Below are 15,526 nucleotides of genomic sequence, written 5' to 3'. Positions count from 1 at the left end.
CAATATGAAGCTCGGACTGCTCACCGCACCGTTTGCGGACACCTCGCTTGGCGAGGTTTCCGACTGGGCAAGTTCTGCCGGCTTCGAGGCGCTGGAGATCGCCTGCTGGCCGAAATCCTCCGGCGGCGCCCGGCGCTATGCCGGCACCAGCCATATCGATGCCGCCTCGACATCGGCCTCGCAGGCCAAGGAAATCGTCGCCTCGTTGGCGGAGAAGAACCTGACTGTGTCGGGCCTCGGCTATTACCCCAATCCGCTGCACCCTGATGCGGCGCATCGCGCGGCGATCATCGACCATCTGAAGAAGGTGATCGTGCTGGCGAGCCATATGGGCGTGCCTGTCGTCAACACCTTCTGCGGCGGCGACGCTTCGAAAACCATCGACGCCAACTGGCAAGAGGCGCTCAAGGTCTGGCCCGCCATAACAGCCCATGCGCGAGACCATAGCGTGAAGCTCGCCTTTGAAAACTGCCCGATGATCTTCAGCTATGACGAGTGGCCGGGCGGGCACAACATCGCCTATTCGCCCTATATCTGGCGCCGCATCCTTGAAGCCTGGGGCGGCGATGTCGGCATGAACTTCGACCCGTCGCATCTGGTCTGGCAGATGATCGACCAGGCCCGTTTCATCAGAGAATTCGGTCCGTACATGCTGCATGTCCATGCCAAGGACCTGATGATCGATCCTGATGGACTTTACGAGCGCGGCATCCTCTCGGCCGGCATAGGCTGGCAGGTGCCGCGCATGCCGGGGCTCGGCGATGTCGACTGGAATGTGATCTTCTCCGGTCTCTATCGCGCAGGGTATGACGGGCCTGTTATCATCGAGCACGAGGACCGGCGGTTTGAGGGGAGCGACGACAACGTCAAGCGGGGTTTTCTACTCGCCCGCGACGTGCTGCGCCCCTTCGTGAAGTGACGGCGCAAACAGCTTGGCTTTGATCCTGTCTCAGGTCGACAGGATCAGGCCCTGAAACTGAAAACATTGTGGAGGAAGACTGAAATGAAAAAACTTTTGACCATAGTCCCGCTGCTTGCCGGCGCGGCCTTCATGGCTTCGGTGGGCGTCTCGTCCGCTGAAGCCAAATACACGATCGGCATTTCCAACACCGTGCAGGGCAATGGCTGGCGCGAGGAGATGATCTGCGCGATGAAGGCCCAGGCGCTCGCCTCCGGCGAGGTGACCAAGCTGAACATCGCCCACCGCAACACCGACGCTGCCGGTCAGCTCGAGGACATCCGCAACCTGATCAGCGCCAAGGTCAACGCCATCGTCGTCAACCCGGCCGATCCAGCCGGCATCAAGTCAGCCCTGGAGGAAGCCACCAAGGCCGGCATCGTCGTCGTCGCCGTCGACCAGGCGGTCACCGAGCCGTCGGCCTACATCATCTCCAACAACCAGGAACAATACGCCTATCTCGGCGCCAAATGGCTGTTCCAGCAGATGGGCGGCAAGGGCGACGTCGTCTACATGCGCGGCGCCGCCGGCGCCTCGGCCGACAGCGACCGCGACAAGGGCTTCAAGAAGGCGCTTGCCGAATTCCCCGATGTGAAGGTCGTGCACGAGGTCTTCACCGGCTGGCAGCAGGATCAGGGCAAGCAGCAAATCCTCGACTTCATCGCCACCGGATCGCCGTTCAACGGCATCTGGACCTCGGGCATCGACAATGTGATCGTCGATGCGCTGGTCGAGTCGCAGACGCCGCTGGTGCCAGTGGTCGGCGCCGACAATGCCGGCTTCGTCGGCCAGTTGAACTCGGTCGAAGGCCTTGTCGGGGCGGCGGTGACCAATCCCGGCTCGATCGGCGGCGCCGGCGTGACGCTGGCTCTCCAGATCCTGAACGGCAAGAAGCCGGCGGAGCAGACCGTGCTGGTCGAGCCGCAGCTATGGGAGAACGCCACCGAAGAGGGCAAGGCCAAGCTGAAGGGCGCGGCCGATCCGTCGCTGAGCCCGGAATGGCCGGTCTCGATCTCCATCCCGGACTGGACCACCTACACCAAGGACCAGATCATCGCCTGCAAGGGCCCGGGCGAGTAATCGCAGGCTTGACGAGCCGCGCTTCTGCCTTCTCCCCTTGTGGGAGAAGGTGGATCGGCGCGCAGCGCCGAGACGGATGAGGGGTGCTGGAAGGAATGAGGCGTTGGTGTTCCCTGGAACACCCCTCATCCGACCTCGCTTCGCGAGGCCACCTTCTCCCACAAGGGGAGAAGGGAGGGTCGCTGTTTCGGCCGGCATCGTCAACCGTAGACGGCCAACCGATCATGGCTCCATAACATTTGGAAAGCTTGGAACGAGAGCAACGCGATTTTGACCACCAATCCCCTCCTGGACGCCACCGGCGTCGTGAAGACCTACGGCGCCGTGGTGGCGTTGCGCAATGCGTCGCTGTCGGTGCTGCCGGGTGAGGTTCACGCGCTGATGGGCGCCAACGGCGCCGGCAAATCGACGCTCGTAAAAATCCTGACCGGCGCCATCCGCGCCGATGCCGGGCATATCCTGATCCGCGGCGAAGCCCGCGACGTGCGCTCGCCCGCCGATGCGCGCCGCGCCGGCCTGCTTCCCGTCTATCAGGAACCATCGCTCATCCCGGATCTCGATGTCGCCTCCAACCTTCGCTTGACCGGCACGCCGGTCGAGCCATTCCGCGCCTGGGTGCGCGAGCTGGGCATTCCCGACCTCGACATACGCGACATCGCGCGCGACATCCCGCTGGCCGTACTGCGCGTGCTCGATCTGGCGCGCGCTCTTGCCGTCGAGCCCGACGTTTTGCTGCTCGACGAGATGACCGCAGCACTTCCGGCAAACCTTGCCGAAAAGGTGCTTGAAGTCGTTCGCCGCCAGGGCGACAGCGGTCGTTCGGTGATCTTCATTTCCCACCGTTTTGTCGAGATATCGGCACTTTGCGACCGCGCCACGGTGCTTCGCGACGGCGAGACCGTCGGCGTCGTCGACATCGAGCCGGGTGTCGAGGAGCGCATCGTCGAGATGATGCTCGGCGCCAGGATCGAAAAGACGCGGGTGACGTCGCGCCAGGCCAGCCAGGCCGCTTCGCCTGGGGATAGCCGTCCGCGCCTCGGCGTGGCGAACCTTCGTGTCGGCACCAAGCTCAACGACGTCTCGTTCGATCTGGCGAATGGCGAGGTCGCGGGCGTCGTCGCGCTTGAGGGCCAAGGCCAGGACGAGCTCTTCGCCGCCCTCGCCGGCTCCATCCGCCCGTCCGGCGGCACCATCGAGGTGGACGGGCAGCCGGTCAGGTTCGCGCATCCGGCGGATGCGATTCGCGCCGGCATCGCCTATGTGCCCGGCGACCGCACCGAAGCTCTGACCATGCAGCGCTCGGTGCGCGAAAACATCGCGCTCCCGTTCAGCGCCGCCTTGCGCAATTGGGGGCCGATCAACATGCGGCAGGAAGGCTCCAGGGTCGTCAGTGCGATCGAGCGTCTGCAGATCGACACGCGCGCCCAGCGCGAGGTGCAGCGCCTGTCCGGCGGCAACCAGCAGAAGGTGACGATCGCCCGCTGGATCGCCGCAGAAGCACAGACCGTCCTCTGCTTCGACCCGACGCGCGGCATCGATGTCGGCACCAAGCAGGAGATCTACAAGCTGCTGCGCGAACTCGCCGACCAGGGCAAGTCGGTGCTGTTCTATACATCCGAGCTCGAGGAGGTGCAGCGTGTCTGCGATCGCGTCATCGTCATCTTTGGGGGGCGCGTCGTCGATGTCTTCCCCGTCGAGCTCGCCGACGAGCCGGCGCTGATGCGCGCCGCTTACGGCTTGCCCCGCGGCGCCAAGGAGGATGTCGGCATTCTTGCCGATATCCATTCAAGCCCGGTGGCGAAACCTTGACCCGCCTCGTCCGCCGTCAGGGCTGGGTCGCCGGCCTGCTCGTCCTGTTCGTGGTCCTGTTGGTGATCACCAGGCTGATCCAGCCGGGCTATGGCAGCGGCGATTTCGGCTCGCTGGTGCGCGCGGTGCTGCCTTACGCCTTTGCCGTGGCCGCCCAGACGATTGTCGTCATCGCCGGCGGCATCGATCTTTCCGTCGGCGCCATGATGGCGCTGACCAGCGTCACCGCCGCCTCGATGATGGACGGCGCCAGCGAGGAATACGCGCTTTTCGTCGTGCCGTTCGTGCTGGCCATGGGCCTGGTGCTCGGCGCCGTCAACGGCATGCTGATCGTCGTCACCCGCGTGCCCGATATCGTCGTCACGCTGGCCACCCTCTTCGTTCTGCAGGGCGCGGCCCTGCTCGTCCTCGGTGCGCCCGGCGGCGCGGTGGCCGAATGGCTGAGGGCGACCATCATCGGCACCGTCCCGATTCCGGGGCTGCCCGGGATCTCTGCCTGGATACCGAAGGCGCTGGTCCTGCTTGTCGTCTGCCTTTGCATCATCTGGATACCGCTCAAGCGCTCGAAGCTCGGCCTCTCGATCTACGCCATCGGCAGCAGCGAGCTGGCGGCATTTCGCAGCGGCGTGCCCGTCGCGCGCACCAAGATCATCGCCTACGCCCTGTCGGGGCTTTTCGGCGCCATGGGCGGGCTGGCGCTGACCATGAGCACTGGCATCGGCGCCCCCATTCCCGGCCCTTATCTTCTTGCCAGCGTGGCTGCGGTGGTGCTCGGCGGCGTCGCACTTGGCGGCGGCAAGGGCGGACTGCTCGGCCCGATCGTCGCGGTCTTCGTGCTGCGCCTGGTGCGCACCGACCTGACGCTTCTGGCCATCGATCCCAACGTCACGGCAATCATCGAAGGCGCGATCATGGTCGCCGTGGTGATGTTCGGCGCATTTATTACGATGAGGGGGCGGCAATGATGAGCAATGCCGTGACGCTGGCAGATCGGCATGAGCGTAGCGATCCTTCGCGCCCCCCTCTGTCCTGCCGGACATCTCCCCCTCTTGGGGGGAGATTGGCCGTCGCTACGGTTTTCGCCAATCTCCGAAGGTGCAAGAAGGGCGCCGAGTGTGAAGCTGCCAATCTCCCCCCAAGAGGGGGAGATGTCCGGCAGGACAGAGGGGGGCGCCGTAGAGCACCATTCTCTCCCGGCATCGCGCCACCCCAATCGCGAGCAATCTCATGAGCATATCAGCGATCCAACCCGTCCCCTTCGGCCGCCGCCTGAAGCGTTTCATGGCCGACCGGCCGCTGATCCCGCTGATCATCCTGCTGGTCATGCTGGTGGTGATCCTGCAGGTCCTGCGCCCCGGCATCGTCAACGAGCGCTGGCTCGCCAACACGGTCAAGTTCGCCATCCCGCTGGCAATTCTTGCCGGCTGCCAGACCATGACCATGCTGACCGGCGGCATCGACCTGTCGGTCGGAACCGTGGCGACGATGAGCGCCTTCATCATGGCGACGCAGGTCGTCAATCATGACCCTGCGGTGGCGATCCTCATCGCCTTGGTGCCGGCGGTGCTCATCGGCCTGGTCAACGGCATCGGCGTCGGCGTCTTTCGCGTGCACCCGCTGATCATGACGCTCGGCACCAGCCTGATCGGCACCGGCTGCCTGCAGGTCTACCAGCGAACCGTCATCGCTTCGGGCGCCAAGATTCCGCCCTTCCTGGCCTGGCTGGGCACTGGCCTGACCTATGGCGTGCCCAACGCGCTGCTGCTGTTCGTGCCCATCGCCGTCCTCATCGTCTTCACCTTGAACCGCACCGGCTTTGGCCGCCTGCTTTACGCGGTCGGCGACAATGAAGGGGCGGCACGCCTGTCCGGCGTCCGCTATTGGCAGGTGATCACAGCGCTCTACGTCATCTCGAGCGTGCTCGCCGGCATCACCGGGCTGCTCTATATCGGCCTGATAAAGGCGCCGTCGCTGTCGCTGGCCGAGCCGCTGGTGCTGCCTTCGGTGGCAGCCGCCGTGATCGGCGGAACCTCTATCTTCGGCGGCCGCGGCGGCTACACCGGCACCATCATCGGGGCGCTGATCCTCACCGTGCTGACGACGCTGCTGACTATTCTCCAGATGCCGGAGGGCGCGCGGCGGATATTGTTTGGATTGATCGTGCTGTTTGTGACGGCGGCGTATTTGCGGATTATTGAGGATCGGTAGGGGAACCGCTGGAGCCGGGGCTGCTTTTGACCGAAGCAGACTCTCGCAAACGGAGCCGTGCATGACAGCTTTGCGCCTAATGTCGGTCGTTTGGGCTGGCTTCAACATATCCTGAAAGCGGACACGCCAACGATAAAGCCAAGATGCAGGAGATGCTCTCGTTGCCTGCTGCGTGTGACCGGAAGCAGCGGCATGGCGTTGAAAGCGGCCGGCTTCCCATCGGCGCGTTGCGGACGAGGGTGATGACGCTTCGCTCCACGCGTCCTAACCTTCAACCTTCTGCCAGACGGAGACATGTTTATCGCTGACCTGCGTGAACAGCTCCTTTTTCCAGCCGCCCCAACGCTCTTTGAGCCTTAAACCAGCCAGTCGCGCCATAAGATCGAATTCAGCTGGCCAGGCATAGCGAAACGGTACTGAGCATCGCTCATAGCTTCCGTCACGGAGCCAGATGTGATGGGACGAGAAATTCTGGTTCACCACGTCGTACTCGTCGACGCCCCAATGCGTTTCGCCGTGGTCGAACGCCAGGATCGTCTCGCCGACCGGCAGCCGCTGAAGCGGTGGCACACCGACCTCAATCAGGAAGTGTCCACCAGGTTCGAGATGCGCGGCTGCGTTCCGGAAGCAGGCGAGCTGAGCGTCCTGCGATGTCAGGTTGTTTATCGTATTGAAAACCAGATAGACGAGTGAGAACCGTCTCGCGACATTCGTCGTTACCATATCGCCGATCGCTACCGAGATCTCCGCGCCTCCTTCTTTAGCGCGAAGGCGAGACACCATCGGCCTCGAAAGCTCGATGCCCTCCACCTGCACCCCTTTCCGCGCGAGAGGAAGTGCGATGCGTCCGGTTCCGATCGCGAATTCCAAGGCGCGCCCGCCTCCTGCGAGCTCGGCCAGGAGATCAACGGCCGGCTCGATCACCTCGGGCGCAGAGATGCCTTTATCATCATCGTAGGTCGCAGCGATCTTCTCGTCGAAAAGCCCGTCATCATGCATTCTGTCTGCCTCTCTGGTAACGCTTGTTTCAAGACCGGCGGCGCTATCGCGTTGACCGCGGCTTCGTGGGCATCGCATTAATTCGTGAGCCGTCGCGAAAGGGATCAGCTTCCATCCATCCGCTCGGGGCATGGGATTCCCCGCAGGCAAGCGCATCCATGGCAGCGGCCGGTGATCTGTTTCGTCGCTCGCTGGCTGCGACGGTGCCAGTCCAAGCAAACTCGCGAATATCGCGACGCGCAATACCTATGTCCGCCAGATCACGATCCGATAGTCGGTGTAGTGCGTGTTCGGTCTCGCTCCGTTGCCACCAGCCCACAACGACGGAGGCTCCGAACCTCAAAGCTGGTAGCTTCGTCAGAAGGCCGCGGGCAAGGCGATCCGGGATTTCGGCTATTTGGAATTCCAGTGTCATGACTTTCGTCCAAGTTGTGCTGAGTTAATGCCAACCCTAGTGAATTGCCGTCAGACGTGTTATCGGCAGTCTGACAAATTATGTCTCTGAGCCGCCATGATTGCCCGCGACAACCTGATCAACGTTCATTTGCCGGAAGACGGGTTCGGAGATTATCCGCATACCGCTGTCGCTCAGGGCGGAGCAGAGCCCGCCGGGCGGACCTACGCTTTTCATACGCACCACCGGGCGCAGCTTTTCCAGATCGTGCGGGGTTCGCTAAGGCTGGAGACCGAGCGGGGTTACTTCATCATCCCGCCCGAACGCGCCGTGTTCGTGCCGTCCGGGGTCCTCCACGAGGTGACCTACCTGCAGGAGACGGAGCGCAGCTATCTCTTTTTCCGCCCCGACGCGGTGGCGAGCCTGTCACCGGAAGTCTCCGTGATCGGTACGACGCGGCTCCTGCGCGAGCTAATCCTGGCGTTTCTGGAAATACCTCGCGCGGACGCGGGCAGCCTCCCCGCCGAACGACTTGTGGCAGTCATTCTCGACCAGCTCCAGACGAGTCCGGTCGCACCGCTGTCTCTCCCGTTGCCGGCATCCGAACGCCTCCGGGACATCGCCGCAGACATGCGGAATGAGCCGGGCGCAGATTGGCCCCTCGATGAGCTTGCGTCACGTGCGGCCATGTCCCCACGTAGCTTCCAGCGTCACTTCCAATCTGAGACAGGGATGAGTTTCCGCGCCTGGCGACAGCAGGCGAAACTGCTGAAATCGGTGGAGTGGCTCGCCGGTGGCCGAAGCGTCGGCGACATCGCTTTTGCACTCGGCTACTCAGGCCCCAGCGCCTTCATCGCGGTTTTTCGGGCGGCCTTCGGTGCCTCTCCCGGAAAATACTTCCAAGACACGCCTCTGGAGCTGTGATTCACCGGATGCCCGGCGCGGCTAAGTGCGGAAAGCAGGGCGGCAGGTGGCACAAACCGCCGAAACCTCCGGCGGAAGTCCGTCACCCGAAATCATAGCCACCACGGCCTTGGCCGCATGGATACCTACGCCGCCTGAACGATCTCGACCAGTTCAACGTCGAACACCAGATCCTTTCCGGCTAGCGGATGATTGCCGTCGAGCTTGACGCTGGCGTCGTCGACGCCGACGACCGTCACCTGCATGGGGCGCCCTTCGGACGTTTTGGCCTGCAATCGAGTACCGATATCGACGTTGATGTTGTCCGGCACCCTGGCGCGGTCGACGGTCATGACCGCTTCCGGGCGGTGGGGGCCATAGGCGGCGTCGGCGGGAACGGTGACGGTGCTTCTCGCGCCGACCTCCATGCCCTCGACATGGGTCTCAAGGCCGGGGATCACTTGCCCTTCACCGAGCTTGAATTGCAGCGGTTCGCTGCCGGAAGAATCGAATTGAGTGCCGTCGGCCAGACGTCCAGTATAATTGATGCGCACGGTGTCGCCATTCTTGGCCTGTGTCATGGCAGTCATCCTTCGGGAGTTTTTGAGGGACCGGCCAGAGTTCACGGTCCCGTTTTCGATCATCCACGCACTAAGGTGCGCGGCGCGAAACTCTAAAACTAGGGGCTTGGCTGCCGATGTAAACCCACAATGCCGATTGAGCCACCTGCGTTAAAGACAGGTCGCGGAGACAGGCTGGGATCTGTTCGCCAAGGGCGCGCATTTTTCGAGCATGTCATGGCGACAGAGATTGCGAAGACTCTGATCGGCCCCCCACCCCGGCGGCTTTTGGCGTTTTGCTGATGTTGAGCCACGTCAGCTCTCGCCCAACCGCATCAACCTTCAACAGCCAAACGCCCCTGCTCCGCCTCCTCGGCATTCGGATCGCCCGGTGCCGTCGCCCAGGCCAGTTCCACCAGCGTCACCGTCCGCCGGCCAACCCCGTCAAGCTGGCAGATGATGGGGGCCCTGTTCCTCGATATAGGTCAGCAGGCGCCGGGCGCGGCGCAGCGAGCGCGAGCCATAGGCGCGGGCGTTTCTCCGCGACCGCCTGGTCGTCGTGGCGAGCCCGAATTTTCCTCGCACGACCGGTGGACGCGCCGCTCCTGCCGTTGGACGCGGCGCAGGCGATCGGCAAACATGGCACGTGAAGACACCCGGTGGCCGGTCAACAATTAGAATCGAGCCGGTCCTCGCTTTGTCAACGCTCATCATGGTCCGGGATGCGGTGCGAGCTGGCGTCGGTGCAAGACGTCTTCCCATTTCGTTGGTGAGCCACGGCTTGGCTGACGGCACACTGGTAAATTGGGGGATATCGACGGCCCCGAGATCGCTCTCTGGACGCTCTACCCATCTCGGCGGCTGCTCAGCGCGCGGGTGTCGGCGTGCTTGGACTTTCTAAAACAAGCCTTCCCAAATGGAACGCCGGACGAACTAGCCGCCTATATTGGCAGGTGATGACCGAACTCGCTTTCGGACGTAGAGAGTCCTCTGCAACAAAAAACGACGGAAGCTGAGAAGCGCTTTGCCAGCGTCATGGATGAGCCCCACGTCACATGCCGGCCTGCTTAGCAAAATGTTCTGGAACTATGCCTGTCGTCTCGCGCACGATGTCGAGGAATGCCTTTAGCACAGGCGAAGGCTGTTCGCGCCGATAGATGACTGACGTATCGATCGACAGGTTTCGGCCCCGAATAGGTCGATAGACGACGCCGGATCGCTGCAGATTCTCGAGACAGGCAGGCAGCAGCGAGACGCCAAGCCCAACGGATACAAGTCCGATGATCGTTTGCTTGGGCGTTGCTTCCCGCACGATCCTCGGGCTGAAGCCGGATGAACGGCACAGCCCGACAATCTCGTCATAGAGGGACGGATTGATGCTGCGCGGGAACTGAATCAGTGCTTCCTGAGCCAAGTCAGCCAGCGCGATCTCGGTCTCTGAGGCTAACCAATGTGTTTCCGGCAAGGCCACGATCAGCGGTTCGACCAATATGCTTTCGGCTTGAAGGGCGTTGTGAACGACGGGAGGGTGGACAAAGCCAATGTCGAGCTGCCGTTCGGCTATCAGTTTTATTTGATTGGGAATGCGCAGATCGGTCAGGCTCAACGCGACCTCGGGATAACATTCGGTGAATCGCTGAACGACAGCTGGCACCACACTATAGATGGCGGCATCGATAAATCCGACTGACAGATGGCCGGTTTCGCCACGACCGGCTTTGCGGGCAAGCTCGACGGCTTGCCCGGTCTGATGAAGGACTGCTCTCGCTTCTTCGAGAAACACCCGGCCGGCCTCGGTCAGTTCGACCTTGCGTTTGGTGCGCTCCAGCAGGCGCACGCCTATCACCTGTTCCAGGTGCTGGATCTGCTTGGTGAGAGGGGGTTGGGAGATATGGAGGCGCGCTGCGGCGCGCCCGAAATGCAACTCTTCGGCGACAGCCACGAAGGACTGCATCAGCTTGTGATCCATCTCTCAATTTCCAAAATCGAATTAATCGCTCTCCAATCAATATTGGACAGAAATATTGAAAATCGCAAAGCTTAGGCAGTCACAAATCTGGGAGATATGCTCTTGAGGAATGCCGAGATTTCTCGCCGCCAGATGTTGAAAGCTCCACTTGTTGGTGCGGCGATTGCCACCGCATCTCAGTCCGGTCTTGTCTATGAGGCGCTTGCACAGCCAGTTCCTGCTGCCTCGCCGGCGCCCCCTGGCGCCTTCGCCCATCATGTCGAAGCAATCGGCTATACCGATCTCGATCATCGCCCTGCCTTCAAGATGGCGATCCGGCAGGTCGGCGAGCGCTGGTATCTTTATACCGGACACTTCTGGCACTCTGGCTGGAGCATCGTCGACGTGACCAATCCGGCGAAGCCTGAGGTCGTCAAGTTCGTGCCCTATCCGGGCACGAACACCTGGACGCTGCAGATCGATTTGTCCGGCGACACGATGGTGACGGCCCTCGAAAAACCTTTCGCGAATTTCGGCGGTGACCCCGACGCGCCTTTTGGCGAAGGGGTCCTGATCTGGGACATCGCTGATCCCGTCAATCCGAAACAACTCGGACATTACCGGACCGGAGGCAACGGCACGCACCGCAACCTCTATCCCGGCGGGCGTTATGTTCATCTTGCCGCCGGCATGCCCGGTTACAAGGGTAACATCTACGTCATTCTCGATATCTCGGACCGCTCCAATCCACGCGAAGCCGGACGCTGGTGGGTGCCGGGCCAGCACGAGGCCGGCGGGGAGAGCTTCCCCTCGGCCGAAGCCGTAGCAGCATCCCAGGAGGCGTCGGACCGCTACCGGCTACGACTGCGGCCGCAATGCATGTGCGGCGCCTTCTGCGCCAGCACGGGCGAGGACGTCTCGCTGCATGGCCCGCCCTACGTCGTCGGCGATCTTGTGTATCTGCCTCACGGTGCGGCTGGGATCATCGTGCTCGACATCAGTGACGTCTCGCAGCCGAAGCAGATCAGCAGCCTGAGCTTCAGTCCGCCCTTCCATTCCCGTTTCGGTGTGCACGGCGTGCTGCCGATACCCGAACGGGGCATCGCATTCGCCAATTCGGAGAACGTCACTTATGGACGCGGCCCTATGCATCACGCGTCGATCGTCGATATTTCCGATCCTGCCGAACCGTTCTTGCTGTCGCTGTTGCCGGAGCCCGTGCCGCCCGAAGGCGCTCCCTATTCGGACTTCACCACACGCGGCGGCTGGCGCGGGCCGCACAACATCAACCACCACCAACATCATCCCGATGTCGAGAAACAGGGCGATTTGTTCTACATCGCGCATTTCAACGCCGGGCTCAGAATTTACGATGTCTCGAACACACGGCTCCCGCGTGAGGTCGGCTATTTCATTCCACCGGAACCCACCCGGCGCTACGGACCAATGCCTGAGGACAAGCTGGTGCTGCAGACCGAGGATGTCGTCGTGGACCGTCGCGGCTTCATCTACATCAGCGACAAGAACCAGGGTCTCTGGATACTCCGCTATACCGGCCCAAAGCCGGAGGGGGCCGCGCCATGAAGCAGCGCGAAAATCAGCGTGGAGCGATCTCTGCGACGAGATCGTTCGTCGTCTTGACCCCAGCCATGAAGCCGGCGGCATTGAATTCGTTCATGACGAAGAAAGCGCCGACGCCGCGTGTCGGTGCAATCGCAACATAGAGAAACATCCCTTGCAGGCCGCCGCTCTTCTGGAGGATGAGCGGGCGATGCTCGTTGGGGAGCATGATGACCCATCCGAGACCCATGGCGTCCATCGGGCCGCCGTCATCCAGCCCCACCACCGACGCGAGCCCGTCCCGGTACAAAAAAGCCGCGTGGTTCAAAAGCCGCAACTCGGCGTTGGCCGCGGAAGGCTTGTTGTCCACATGCCAGTTCATCCAGCGCAGCAGATCGTCCGCGGTCGAGTACAATCCACCGGCGCACTCCATGGCTGTGCTCGTCGGCACGATGGGCAGGGGGCTGCCGCCGAAGTTATGGCCCTGCATCAGGCGCGGCTCGTCCGCCGGTCTTGGGTTGAAAACCGTGTCTTTCATGCCGAGTGGATCGAGGACACGCTCCCGCAGGACCTCGGCATAGGGCTTTCCAGAGACATTCGCGAGCGCCGCCCCGAGGAGGTCGTATCCGAAGTTCGAATAGAGAACGGCGGTGCCCGGCGCGAATAGCAGCGGATTGTCCTTGAGGGCGGCAATCTGCGCCTCTTTGGTGTTCGTCGAGAAGGGGTCGGAGGGGGGCGCCTCGGCCACTGGCACCTCCCGCGGAAGGCCGGAAGCTTGCGCGACGAGATCGATCAGGCGGAGGGCGCGGCCATCCTTCTCAGGGAGCGTGACGTCCCAGCCAAGGCGATCCTGCAGCCGGTCGGTGAGCTGTACCTTGCCGTCGATCGCCAGCGAGGAAAGCACGCTGCCGCAGAACACTTTGCTCACGGACGCGATGCGGAACATTGTGTCGCCGTCCGGCACTTTTTCACTCCCGTCGGCAATCTTGCCGAAACCGGCCAAGGCCGTCTCGCCGTTGCGCACGGCGCCGAAGATCAGGCCAGGCACCTCGGTGGAGAGATACAGGATCGTGCCGTTGAACTGCACCGCTTCTGTCAGCAGTCTGTCCTCGGCATGTCCATAAGAGGGAACGGCTGCGATTGCCGTCAAAGCGACGGCCATAAGTCGGCGCGATCGAGACAAACGCATTGCCGAAATCCTTTGATAAAGCTGCAGAATAAAATCTTCGGAAAAAGGGCCGCCGCGTAGTATTCTTACCATCTCTCCAGAAGCAGGAGATGTCAACAGAATGAACCGAAGGGGTAATCGGCGGCGGCAGCGTAGTTTCGGCAGATATTTGCGCTACAGTCCTGCCGTATTTCTTGTACTTCGTCAGTTGATCGGGGCTGATCTCTAAAAGACTCGCCGCTGTACCTACCGCTTGGTCATACATCGCCTTGACGCGTGGCATTCCCCTTGCACGCTAGACCACCCCCTCAGACCGCCAAACTCCCCTGCTCCACCTCCGCGGCACCGGGATCCCCCGGTGCCGTCGCCCAGGCCAATTCCACCAGCGTCACCGTCCGCCGGCCAACCCCATCAAGCTGGCACACGATCAGCCCCTGCTCCTCTATGTAGGTCAAGAGACGCCGGGCGCGGCGCAGCGAGTGGGAGCCATAGGCGCGGGCGATCGCCGCGTCGCTCGGGCAGGGCCAGCCCTCCTTCGCGGCGCGGGCGATCATCATGAACACACCTTGCATATCCTCGGGCAGCAGCGAGGCGCGCACCGAGACATCCTGCCACGCGTCATCGCCGGCCATGTCGGAGCCGAGGCCGGCGCGGGCGCGCGTCAGCATGCGGCGGAACTCGGGCAGATCAGGCACGACCGAGGCGAGACCCTCGATCCGGCAGCGGACCACGAACTCCTGGTAAAGCACGCCGATGACACGGAAGCCCGCATCGGGTTGCGCCAGCACGGCGCGCAGGACACGGTCCACGCGCTCCCGCCGCTCCGCCAAATCCTCGGCGCTGATTGGCGGCTCCACCGGTTCGGGGCGGATTTCCAGCGCCGCCGACTTTGCCGCCATCAGCTGATCGAGCAGGTCCGGCGACGACCGGCGCTGCGGCCGGACAGTTTCCGGCGGCGGCGCTGCCAGGATGATGGCGCGGGCATCCTCCAACGCCGATTCCGGCAGCGGCATCAGGCGCGGGGTGCCATTGCGCGGGCTTGTGTCGGTTGGGCCGATGCGCAAGCCCAGCGGACGGCGCGACAGCGCCGGGCCCATCGCCATGAATTGCCCGCGCTCCAGGTCGCGAAAAGCCTCGGCCTGGCGCCGCTCCATGCCGAGAAGGTCGGCGGCGCGCGCCATGTCGATGTCGAGAAAAGTCCGGCCCATGAGAAAATTGGAAGCCTCGGCGGCGACGTTCTTGGCGAGCTTGGCCAGCCGCTGGGTGGCGATGATGCCGGCAAGCCCGCGTTTGCGGCCACGGCACATCAGATTGGTCATGGCGCCGAGCGAGAGTTTGCGCGCCTCGTCCGACACCTCGCCCGCCACGGCCGGTGCGAACAGCTGCGCCTCGTCCACCACCACCAGCATCGGGTACCAGTGGTCGCGGGCGACCTCGAAAAGCCCGCCGAGAAAGGCGGCGGCGCGCCGCATCTGGTTCTCGGCGTCGAGCCCCTCGAGATTGAGCACCGTGGAGACGCGGTGGATGCGCGCGCGCTCGCCGGCGCTCTGCAGGCCGCGCTCGGTATGCTCCTCGGCATCGATCACCAGATGACCGAAACGGTCGCCCAGCGACACGAAGTCGCCTTCGGGGTCGATGATGGTCTGCTGCACCCAGGGCGCGCTCTGCTCCAGCAGCCGGCGCAGCAGATGCGATTTGCCGGAGCCCGAATTGCCCTGCACCAAAAGGCGGGTCGCCAGCAGCTCCTCAAGATCCAGCGCCGCCGGGGCGCCTGCGGTCGTGTGGCCCATCTCGATCGCAACGGTCATGTGTCGACTCTCCTTGGGGAGAGGGCTTATCAACCGCATCGCGGCCCGTCGAGCGCGCATGGCCGACCGCTCGCTGTTGCGCACAAGCTGGACGAATGCGGATGGAGCGCAACCATCAGGCGCCGGCTAGC

13 protein-coding genes and 2 pseudogenes are annotated in these 15,526 nt (G+C 63.1%); 8 read left to right on the top strand and 7 right to left on the bottom strand.

The features are described 5' to 3' along the window. Positions 1 to 4: 4 nt before the first annotated feature. The 5 genes from CIT25_RS13810 (at position 5) to CIT25_RS13785 (ending at position 6,055) form a co-directional block, all read left to right on the top strand. Positions 5 to 919 carry a sugar phosphate isomerase/epimerase family protein gene (locus CIT25_RS13810; RefSeq protein WP_095485022.1) on the top strand — a complete coding sequence of 305 codons (915 nt, stop codon included), beginning with the start codon at positions 5 to 7 and terminating at the stop codon, positions 917 to 919. An 84-nt stretch (positions 920 to 1,003) separates the two neighbouring features. Next, positions 1,004 to 2,038 (top strand): ABC transporter substrate-binding protein, encoded by a 1,035-nt coding sequence (locus CIT25_RS13805; protein ID WP_095485021.1) that lies wholly within the window; start codon positions 1,004 to 1,006, stop codon positions 2,036 to 2,038. A gap of 270 nt (positions 2,039 to 2,308) precedes the next feature. After that, a complete protein-coding gene (locus tag CIT25_RS13800) occupies positions 2,309 to 3,847 on the top strand; it encodes a sugar ABC transporter ATP-binding protein (RefSeq protein ID WP_095485020.1) in 1,539 nt (512 codons plus the stop codon). Continuing rightward, entirely contained in the window at positions 3,844 to 4,812 is a 969-nt protein-coding gene (locus CIT25_RS13795) for an ABC transporter permease (RefSeq protein WP_095485019.1), read from the top strand. The genes CIT25_RS13800 and CIT25_RS13795 overlap by 4 nt, the downstream gene beginning before the upstream one ends. 262 nt (positions 4,813 to 5,074) lie before the next feature. Continuing rightward, positions 5,075 to 6,055, top strand: a complete 981-nt coding sequence (locus CIT25_RS13785; RefSeq protein WP_095485018.1) for an ABC transporter permease — start codon at positions 5,075 to 5,077, stop codon at positions 6,053 to 6,055. 264 nt (positions 6,056 to 6,319) lie between these two features. Here the strand turns inward: CIT25_RS13785 and CIT25_RS13780 are convergent, their stop codons facing one another. Together CIT25_RS13780 and CIT25_RS13775 are read right to left on the bottom strand one after the other, a co-directional pair. Further along, positions 6,320 to 7,054 carry a class I SAM-dependent DNA methyltransferase gene (locus CIT25_RS13780; protein WP_095485017.1) on the bottom strand — a complete coding sequence of 245 codons (735 nt, stop codon included), beginning with the start codon at positions 7,052 to 7,054 and terminating at the stop codon, positions 6,320 to 6,322. Positions 7,055 to 7,097: 43 nt separating this feature from the next. Then, positions 7,098 to 7,469, bottom strand: coding sequence for a DUF1127 domain-containing protein (locus tag CIT25_RS13775; protein ID WP_095485016.1), 372 nt, complete (start codon positions 7,467 to 7,469; stop codon positions 7,098 to 7,100). A gap of 96 nt (positions 7,470 to 7,565) precedes the next feature. Here CIT25_RS13775 and CIT25_RS13770 point away from each other — a divergent pair, with 96 nt between their 5' ends. Then, positions 7,566 to 8,372: an AraC family transcriptional regulator gene (locus tag CIT25_RS13770; RefSeq protein WP_095485015.1), complete on the top strand. Its 807-nt coding sequence runs from the start codon at positions 7,566 to 7,568 to the stop codon at positions 8,370 to 8,372. A gap of 125 nt (positions 8,373 to 8,497) precedes the next feature. Here the strand turns inward: CIT25_RS13770 and CIT25_RS13765 are convergent, their stop codons facing one another. Beyond that, positions 8,498 to 8,932 carry an FKBP-type peptidyl-prolyl cis-trans isomerase gene (locus CIT25_RS13765; protein ID WP_095485135.1) on the bottom strand — a complete coding sequence of 145 codons (435 nt, stop codon included), beginning with the start codon at positions 8,930 to 8,932 and terminating at the stop codon, positions 8,498 to 8,500. A 314-nt stretch (positions 8,933 to 9,246) separates the two neighbouring features. Continuing rightward, positions 9,247 to 9,445 (bottom strand): annotated as a pseudogene (locus CIT25_RS37475) (ATP-binding protein); the annotation flags it as partial. Here CIT25_RS37475 and CIT25_RS13755 point away from each other — a divergent pair. After that, positions 9,441 to 9,868 (top strand): annotated as a pseudogene (locus CIT25_RS13755) (LysR substrate-binding domain-containing protein); the annotation flags it as partial. The pseudogenes CIT25_RS37475 and CIT25_RS13755 sit on opposite strands and share 5 nt — an antisense overlap. 94 nt (positions 9,869 to 9,962) lie before the next feature. On the opposite strand, the gene CIT25_RS13750 reads toward CIT25_RS13755, so the two are convergent. Next, a complete protein-coding gene (locus CIT25_RS13750) occupies positions 9,963 to 10,880 on the bottom strand; it encodes a LysR family transcriptional regulator (protein ID WP_095485014.1) in 918 nt (305 codons plus the stop codon). Positions 10,881 to 10,982: 102 nt separating this feature from the next. Between CIT25_RS13750 and CIT25_RS13745 the strand changes: the two genes are divergently transcribed. After that, positions 10,983 to 12,443, top strand: a complete 1,461-nt coding sequence (locus CIT25_RS13745) for an LVIVD repeat-containing protein (RefSeq protein ID WP_206072940.1) — start codon at positions 10,983 to 10,985, stop codon at positions 12,441 to 12,443. A gap of 13 nt (positions 12,444 to 12,456) precedes the next feature. Here the strand turns inward: CIT25_RS13745 and ampH are convergent, their stop codons facing one another. Beyond that, positions 12,457 to 13,680, bottom strand: a complete 1,224-nt coding sequence (gene ampH / locus CIT25_RS13740) for a D-alanyl-D-alanine-carboxypeptidase/endopeptidase AmpH (RefSeq protein WP_245329838.1) — start codon at positions 13,678 to 13,680, stop codon at positions 12,457 to 12,459. A gap of 215 nt (positions 13,681 to 13,895) precedes the next feature. Continuing rightward, positions 13,896 to 15,395: a helicase HerA domain-containing protein gene (locus CIT25_RS13735; protein ID WP_095485012.1), complete on the bottom strand. Its 1,500-nt coding sequence runs from the start codon at positions 15,393 to 15,395 to the stop codon at positions 13,896 to 13,898. Positions 15,396 to 15,526: the final 131 nt, after the last annotated feature.

This window comes from Mesorhizobium mediterraneum (assembly GCF_002284565.1).
Lineage (GTDB): Bacteria > Pseudomonadota > Alphaproteobacteria > Rhizobiales > Rhizobiaceae > Mesorhizobium > Mesorhizobium mediterraneum.
Note: the sequence above shows the minus strand (reverse complement) of the source record. Positions and strands in the feature narration are given on the sequence as shown.